We start from the raw sequence: 7,548 nt of genomic DNA, 5'->3' as shown, positions 1-7,548 counted from the left end.
GGGGGGGGGGGGGGGGGGGCCCCCCCCCCGACCGCACGACTGCGGAGGTTATGAAACCGACCTAGAACACAGAACGCAAAGAGCGGGACTGGAAACTCGCGGTGTCGTTGCTACGGATGGGTTGCGATAACGGAGGCGCGTTCCAAGCGGAATGTCCAATAGACGCCGAGCGCGATGGGCACCGCACCGACGAACGCCCAACGGCTGGGGAATTCGTGCAGCACGAGCGCAGCCAACCCGGTCGCCAGGAGTGTCTCGCCGCCGAGAATCGTCGTGGCGACGGCATGGGCGGAGACATCCTTCAGTGCGCGGTTGTACAGTGTGTGGCCGATGACCGATGGACCCAGCCCGGCGGCGGCAATCCACAGCCAGGATGACGTGGGCAAGGTGGCATAGGGCGTCTTGATAGTGAGTCCCCATATCAAGAGCAGCACGGCGGCGGTCGAGTAGGCGATCAAGACATACCCGAGCGTGGCGACCTGGCGCCTGACACGTCGACCGACGACCAGGTAAGCGGCGGCCATGATGGCGCCGATCAGGGCGAGCATGTCACCGAAGCGGCCGCCGCTGGATGGATTCCCGCCGGCGATGAGCACGACGCCGACGAGGGCCAGCAGGATGGCTCCGAAGGAGGCGGGCGTCACGTGTTCACGCAGGAACCACATGCCCAACAGCGCCGCCCAAATCGGCTGGGTTGTCACGATGATCACCGAGTTGGCCACGGATGTATAGCTGAGAGAGCTGATCCACACGGCAAAGTGGACGGCAAGAAAGAGACCGGCCAGCAGAGAACGCATCAATGCGACGTGATCGATGCCGACGAGGTCACGGCCGCAGCGTAACAGGACAATCAGGCTGATGGCGACGGCGGCGACGAGCATGCGTCCGGCCGCGACCGTGATCGGGGGCGCATGGGCCAGACGGATGAGAACCGCGGCGGGCCCGACGGCGATGACCGCGAGAATGAGAAGCCAGAACGAAAGGGCGGAAACGTGTGATTTGGTCGTCGGGGACATTGGATTTGAGAACGGCTCAATCGTTCAGGTCAGCGTCGGGACGCGAGCTTGTCGTATGCGGATTGGGAAAAACCGATGATGACGTCCTTCCCGTTGATCAGAATCGGCCGCTTCAGAAGCGTCGGGTCTGCCATAATCGCGGCGATGGCCTGTTTGCGGGTGGGGGGCTTCCTGTCCCAGCCCATCTCCCGGTATGAGCGCGCCCGCGTGCTGAGAAACTCGGTCACCGGTCTTGATCCAAACAATCGTTCGAGTTCGTCCGTGGTGAAGGGATCCTTGAAGTAATCACGATACTCGGCATCGGTATTCTGACCCAGCAAGAAACTTCTTGCTTTGGCGCAGGAGGTTCAGGTGAACTTGCCGTACAGGCGCATTCGGCTTCTTGTCATGGGCCCTCTCCCGGCGCAAGGGGCCGAAGCCCCTTGTCCTCGTCTGAATCAGACAGCTTTGATTGAGATCGACAGCCCGTCGCGAACCGGGACAATCGTCGTGAACCATTTGGGATCGGTCGTCAATCGGCGCGTGAACTCATGGATGGCGGCGGTCGCCGAATCGCGTGTGACTTCATTGAGGACACGTCCGCTCAGAAGCAGATTGTCGGCGACGAGGATCCCGCCCGGACGCAGCCGGGTCTCGGCCAGATCGAGCGCTTCGATGTACGACTCTTTGTCGATGTCGCAGACGGCCATGTCGCACGGATTCGTCTCGGCGGCGAACAACGTCAGCGCATCGCCGCAGCGGATGTCTGTGCAAGAGAGCAGACCACCGCGGCGGAAGAAATCCTGTGCGAGGGCGACATTCTCCGGATTGTCGTCGGTTCCGATGATGAGGCCGCCCGGAGGAAGGGCGAGCGCCATCCAGTACATGGAGTAGCCGAATCCGGAACCAAGCTCGAAAACGCGGCGCGCCCCGGAGATTCTCACCAGTGCGTGGAGTATCCGGCCGCATTGCGCCCCGATGAATGGAAATCGGCGCGACTCGGCGTGCTTCTCCATCTCCACGAGGATCGCATCCGAGGGCGGGCGGACCTTCTCGAGGTAGGCGTGGATGGCGGGATTGGTGATGGCGATGGTGTCGGACATCTTGTCGTCGACTCCAGCAAGTCTCGTTTACAATGTCTCCAGGGGGCTGAAAGCCCCCTGTCCTCAGTGGAGGAATGCGAGGCTGGATCGCAGCGTGAAGGCCTCGCACTCTGACAATCACGCATGGCGCGATTCGAGATACCGCTCGGCGTCGATCGCCGCCATGCACCCCGAGCCGGCGGCCGTGATGGCCTGGCGGTAGATCGAATCCTGTACGTCGCCGCAGGCGAATACTCCGTCGACCGACGTCCTGGTGCCATCGCGCGTGCGAATGTACCCTTTGGCGTCCATGTCGAGCTTCCCGCGGAGGAATTCCGTGTTCGGAGAGTGCCCGATGGCCAGGAACAGGCCTTCAAACGGCAACTCCCGCTCGGAACCGTCGGCTGTGCTCTTGATCCGCAGGGCGCGCACACCGCTCTGAGCGTCTCCCAGCACTTCGGTGACAATGGAGTTCCACAGGAAATCGATCTTGGAATTCTCCCGCGCCCGTTTCTGCATGATCTTGGAGGCACGCAGGGCATCACGACGATGGATGATGGTCACCTTGTCGGCGAATTTCGTCAGGAAGGTGGCTTCTTCCACCGCCGAGTCGCCGCCGCCGACGACCGCAATCTTCTTGCCCCGAAAGAAGAAACCATCGCAGGTCGCACATGCCGAGACTCCGTGCCCCATCAGTCGTCTCTCCGATTCCAAACCCAAGAACAGGGCGCGGGCGCCGGAGGCAATGATCACCGTGTCGCCCACGTAGGTGGCCTTCGTAGTGGTCACTCGATGCAGAGGACCGGAGAAGTCGACGGCCGTCACGCTCTCTTGGCGGATGTCAGCGCCGAACCGCCGTGCCTGTTCCCGGAATTCATTCATCAGTTCAGGACCCATGATCCCCTTGGCGAAGCCGGGGAAGTTCTCGACCTCGGTGGTGATCGTGAGCTGCCCTCCCGGCTGATCGCCCTCCAGAACCAGCGGCTTCAGGTCCGCGCGGGCCGCGTAGATGGCGGCGGTCAATCCGGCCGGGCCGGAACCGATGATGATGACACGGTAGTGGTTGTCACTCATGGTTGTCTCCAATGGCACTACGGCGACGCCGCCGTGAACATGCCAAGCTTATGGGAAAAGTCTGGTTCAAGTCAATCTCGGTTGTTCGCCGTCGTGCCCCAACGTGGCGCCCCACCTGGCAGCAGGATCAGAAACAAACAAGAGAACCGCTCCGTTCCCCAACGGGGGGAACGGAGCGGTTGGTCCACCGTGGTGTTGGCCGGCAGCGATCAGGCCGGCGTCGTGACTTTCTTCTTGAGCCAGGCGGTCGTCGAAGACTTCGGGCGGACGATCGGATACCCCATGCCGCGGGCAATGACCCCCTGGGAGCAAATCCCCATGGCGCGCGAGATGGAGAAGAGCACCGTGTAGTAGGCGAATTCGGTCAGACCGTATTTGTACAGCAGCGCTCCCGAGCCGGCGTCGACATTGGGCCACGGATCCTTGATCTTCTGCACCTGCTTGAGAACATCGGGGACCACATCGAAGACCCGGGCCACGATTTGGAAGACCTCGTCATCGGCGCAGTACTTCTTGCCAAAGGCGAGGAAGGCATCGAAGCGCGGATCGGTCACGCGCAGGACCGCATGCCCATATCCTGGGACCACTTTGCCGGACGCAAGAGTGTCCTCAGCGAACTTCTTGAGTTGCTCCTTGGTCGGGACGCCGCCGAACTTCTTACGGACGTCGATGACCCAGGCGAGGCACTCCTGATTGGCCAGGCCGTGCAGAGGGCCTGCCAGGCCATTGAGGCCGGCGGACAGCGCATAGTAGAGGTCGGAGAGCGCCGAGTTGACGGTCGCCGCCGATGCCGCTGAGACATTTCCCGATTCATGGTCGCAGTGCAGGACCAGATACAGGCGCATCAGCCGGGCGAAGTTCCCGTCCGGATCGGGGAGGCCCAGCATGTGGGCATAGTCGGCTCCCCAGTCGAGTTTCGGGTCGGAGGGGATGCGCGGGCCTTTGTTGAAGCGCAGACGGTACATACCGGCGGCGATCCCCGGCAGCGCGCCGATGATCCGGAGCGCATCCTCCAGCGTCTTTTCCCAGTATTGGTCCTTGGTCATTCCCTCGTCGTACTGCTTGCGGAAGACCGACTCGCGTTCCATGCAGAGAATGGCGGTGTCGAGCATGCACATCGGATGGGAGTCCTTGGGCATGGCCTCAAGCACCTTCCAGACATAGTCCGGAACGGCGGCACGTTTCTTGAGATCGTCCTGCAGTGACTTCAAAGATGCGGCATCGGGGAGCTCGCCAGTGAGGAGAAGCCAGAAGATCTCTTCGGGGAGCCTCTCCGTGAGGTCCTTGATCGGAATGCCGCGGATGATCAGTCCCTTGTCCGCTTCGACCGCTGATGTGTCGCACACCTGGCAACGAATCCCCCGCATGCCGCCGTACGCCTGGGCCAGCGTCACCTTGTCGATGACGTCCTCGCCGTGTTCCTTCAGCAGCGTGCGCACTTCGTCGCGCCAGCCGGGCAACAGTTGTCCGAGCCGTTCGTGAATTGTCGCCATGGAAGTCTCCTTTTGATCCTTGAGCCAAGCCGCTCTCACTACGATTGCAATCCGGCGCCAATATAGCCAGAAGCGGTTGTGATTTCCCGCACAAGGTTCGGGAAATCGCCGCCGTGGCGCAGAAATTGTCAATTCCCAGCGCGTCTCTCTGGCCCGGCCGCTTGTGACTGTTGTCACAAGGCCGTGGCCGCCACCGGGTTGCCGTGCCGGTTGGAGAGGGGGTCGGTCTGTATCGGTGGTGGCAATTTCGCGGATCGCGGCATTTGTCTGATCCGGCGGGAAGTGTTAATTTGTTGGGAGACAGACGGACTCCGCCGGTCGCCGCTGGGGCGGCGAAGGGGAGTCGAGAAGGGATAATGTCATGATTCGTCGTGAGGACGCCCTCGATTATCATCGCCGGGGAAGACCCGGAAAGATCCAAGTCACACCGACTAAGCCATGTATCACCCAGTTCGATCTGTCGCTGGCGTATACGCCGGGGGTGGCCGAACCGTGTCGTGAGATCGAGAAGAATCCCGAAGCGGCCAACTGGTACACGGCGCGCGGCAATCTGGTGGCCGTGATCTCCAACGGGACGGCCGTTTTGGGTCTCGGACATATCGGGGCGCTGGCCGGCAAGCCGGTGATGGAAGGCAAGGGCGTGCTGTTCAAGCGGTTCGCCGATATCGACGTGTTCGACATCGAAATCGCTGAGCTTGACCCGAAGAAAGTCGTCGAGATCGTCAAGGCCCTTGAACCGACATTCGGCGGGATCAATCTCGAAGACATCAAGGCGCCGGAGTGCTTTTACATCGAGGAACAACTCAAATCGCTGATGAAGATCCCGGTCTTCCACGACGACCAGCACGGGACCGCGATCATTTCCGGTGCCGCGCTTCTGAATGCTCTGGAGGTTGTCGAGAAGGACATCGATAAGGTGAAGGTTGTCTTCAACGGGGCGGGGGCGGCGGGGATCGCCTGCGCGAATCACTACGTGCGGTTGGGCGTCCGGCAACAGAACATCATCCTCTGCGACTCCGTCGGCGTTGTCCACAAGGGGCGCGAGAAGGGAATGAATCCCTACAAGGAGCGCTATGCCGTCGATACGGCGGCGCGGACCCTGGCGGAAGCGATGGAGGGAGCGGACGTCTTCTGCGGGTGCTCGGTGGCGGATGCGGTGACGCCGGCGATGCTGCAGGCCATGGCCAAGCGGCCGGTGGTATTTGCCATGGCCAATCCCGATCCGGAGATCCCCTATCCGAAGGCCAAGGCGGCACGATCCGACATCGTCATGGCGACCGGGCGCTCGGATTATCCGAATCAGGTGAACAACGTCTTGGGCTTTCCCTTCATCTTCCGCGGTGCTCTTGATGTCCGGGCGCGGGCGATCAATGATGAGATGAAGGTGGCGGCAACGCGTGCTTTGGCCGCGCTCGCCAAGGAGCCGGTGCCGGAATCGGTGGCCGCGGCCTATGGCGGCGCTGATTTCACCTTCGGCCCGGACTACATCATACCCAAACCGTTTGACTACCGTGTTCTCCTGTGGGAGGCGCGCGCCGTGGCCGAGGCCGCCATGAAGTCGGGGGTCGCCGGCCTGCAGATCGACCTGGAGAAGTACACCTATGAGTTGGAGGCGCGGCTGGGGCGTTCGCAGGCGGTGATGCGCGATGTCTTGAATCGCGCCAGCGCCGAGCCGAAGCGCATCGTCTTCCCCGAAGGGGAGGCGAATCGGATTCTCCATGCCATGGAGCGCATCCGGGCCGAGAGGATCGGTCATCCGATTCTCGTCGGTGATCCGGCCCGGATTCGCGCCCGCGCCGCGGATCTCAAGGTGGATCTCAACGGCGTGGAAATCGTCAATCCGCTCGATTCGCCGTGGACGGAGTCTTTCGTCGAGGAGTACTACCGGCTGCGCAGCCGCAAGGGGAGCACCCGTCGCGATGCCGAGCGGGCGATGCGGGACAATCACTACTTCGGGCTGATGATGGTGCGCACCGGCAAGGCGGACGGTCTGGTGGCAGGTGCGACGATGCACTATCCCGAGGTGCTGCGCCCGGCCCTGCAGGTCTTTCCCAAGCCGCCGGGATCCGGCGAGGTGGCGGGGATGAACATGGTGATTCTACCCAACGACATCATGTTTTTCGCCGACACGACCGTGCAGATCGACCCGACGGCTGAGCAGTTGGCGACGATTGCGCTGACCTGCGCCCGCGAGGTCCGGCGTTTTGGGATTACCCCGAAGGTCGCGCTGCTGTCGTTCTCCAACTTCGGGTCGGTGCGCCACCCGCTGACCGACAAGGTGCGCCGGGCCGTGAGTCTGATCAAGGAACGCGACCCGATGCTGATCGTCGACGGCGAGATGCAGGCCGACACGGCGGTAACACCGGCGATCCTCAACGAGACCTATGCGTTCTCCAAGCTCAAAGAACGGGCCAATCTGCTGATCTTTCCCGATCTGCAGTCCGGGAACATCGCTTACAAGCTTGTGCAGCGTTTGGGCGGCGCCGAGATCGTCGGGCCACTGCTGGTTGGAATGGAACGACCGATCCAGGTCCTGCAGGTGGGGTCATACACGGTACGGGATATCGTGCACTTGGCGGCGGTCACGGTGGTGACGGCCCAGGGCAAGATGCAACCGGAGTTGTTCCGTCCCGGTGAGCCCACCGCTCCGGGCAAGGCGCCGGCGTCGGCGAAATAGCCCCACGGTGCATCCGCTTCTGCACAGACGCAGACATGCGATTGCCTGAGCCCCGCACTCGGATCGAAGCCGGGTGCGGGGCTTCTGTTTCTTGGCCGCCAGGCGGGATACAGTCAGTGGGCGTGTTGAAGCGCCGGACCTGAGGTGGAGTTTGCATGCCGGGCGGTTGCTTCGTCGCAGAGCCCAGACGAAGCGCGCGCTTCACTCCTTGCAACGACACCACAATC

At 62.3% G+C, this 7,548-nt stretch carries 5 protein-coding genes and 1 pseudogene; 1 reads left to right on the top strand and 5 read right to left on the bottom strand.

Annotated elements, in window-relative coordinates; all coding sequences use genetic code 11:
* Positions 1 to 110 precede the first annotated feature (110 nt).
* The 5 genes and pseudogenes from AB1792_10470 to AB1792_10450 form a co-directional block, all read right to left on the bottom strand.
* Positions 111 to 1,016, bottom strand: a complete 906-nt coding sequence (locus AB1792_10470) for a DMT family transporter (GenBank protein MEW5702640.1) — start codon at positions 1,014 to 1,016, stop codon at positions 111 to 113.
* A gap of 29 nt (positions 1,017 to 1,045) precedes the next feature.
* Positions 1,046 to 1,351, bottom strand: a pseudogene (locus AB1792_10465) (arsenate reductase family protein).
* A gap of 102 nt (positions 1,352 to 1,453) precedes the next feature.
* The gene (locus AB1792_10460; GenBank protein MEW5702639.1) at positions 1,454 to 2,098 is read right to left on the bottom strand and encodes an O-methyltransferase; all 645 of its coding nucleotides are present in this window, start codon (positions 2,096 to 2,098) and stop codon (positions 1,454 to 1,456) included.
* Positions 2,099 to 2,215: 117 nt separating this feature from the next.
* On the bottom strand, positions 2,216 to 3,151 hold the full coding sequence (gene trxB / locus AB1792_10455) for a thioredoxin-disulfide reductase (GenBank protein MEW5702638.1): 936 nt from the start codon (positions 3,149 to 3,151) through the stop codon (positions 2,216 to 2,218).
* Between the two features lie 209 nt (positions 3,152 to 3,360).
* Positions 3,361 to 4,644, bottom strand: coding sequence for a citrate (Si)-synthase (locus AB1792_10450; GenBank protein ID MEW5702637.1), 1,284 nt, complete (start codon positions 4,642 to 4,644; stop codon positions 3,361 to 3,363).
* A 361-nt stretch (positions 4,645 to 5,005) separates the two neighbouring features.
* On the opposite strand from AB1792_10450, the gene AB1792_10445 reads away from it, so the two are divergent.
* Positions 5,006 to 7,321, top strand: coding sequence for an NADP-dependent malic enzyme (locus tag AB1792_10445; GenBank protein ID MEW5702636.1), 2,316 nt, complete (start codon positions 5,006 to 5,008; stop codon positions 7,319 to 7,321).
* Positions 7,322 to 7,548 lie beyond the last annotated feature (227 nt).

It is taken from the genome of Candidatus Zixiibacteriota bacterium, assembly GCA_040752595.1.
Taxonomy (GTDB): Bacteria; Zixibacteria; MSB-5A5; order WJJR01; family WJJR01; genus JACQFV01.
Note: the sequence above shows the minus strand (reverse complement) of the source record. Positions and strands in the feature narration are given on the sequence as shown.

Bases quoted from the DNA above. Each gene is read 5' to 3' on its own strand.
- AB1792_10460 (MEW5702639.1), bottom strand. From the start codon at position 2,098: ATGTCCGACACCATCGCCATCACCAATCCCGCCATCCACGCCTACCTC.
- AB1792_10450 (MEW5702637.1), bottom strand. From the start codon at position 4,644: ATGGCGACAATTCACGAACGGCTCGGACAACTGTTGCCCGGCTGGCGC.
- AB1792_10445 (MEW5702636.1), top strand. From the start codon at position 5,006: ATGATTCGTCGTGAGGACGCCCTCGATTATCATCGCCGGGGAAGACCC.
- trxB (MEW5702638.1), bottom strand. From the start codon at position 3,151: ATGAGTGACAACCACTACCGTGTCATCATCATCGGTTCCGGCCCGGCC.
- AB1792_10470 (MEW5702640.1), bottom strand. From the start codon at position 1,016: ATGTCCCCGACGACCAAATCACACGTTTCCGCCCTTTCGTTCTGGCTT.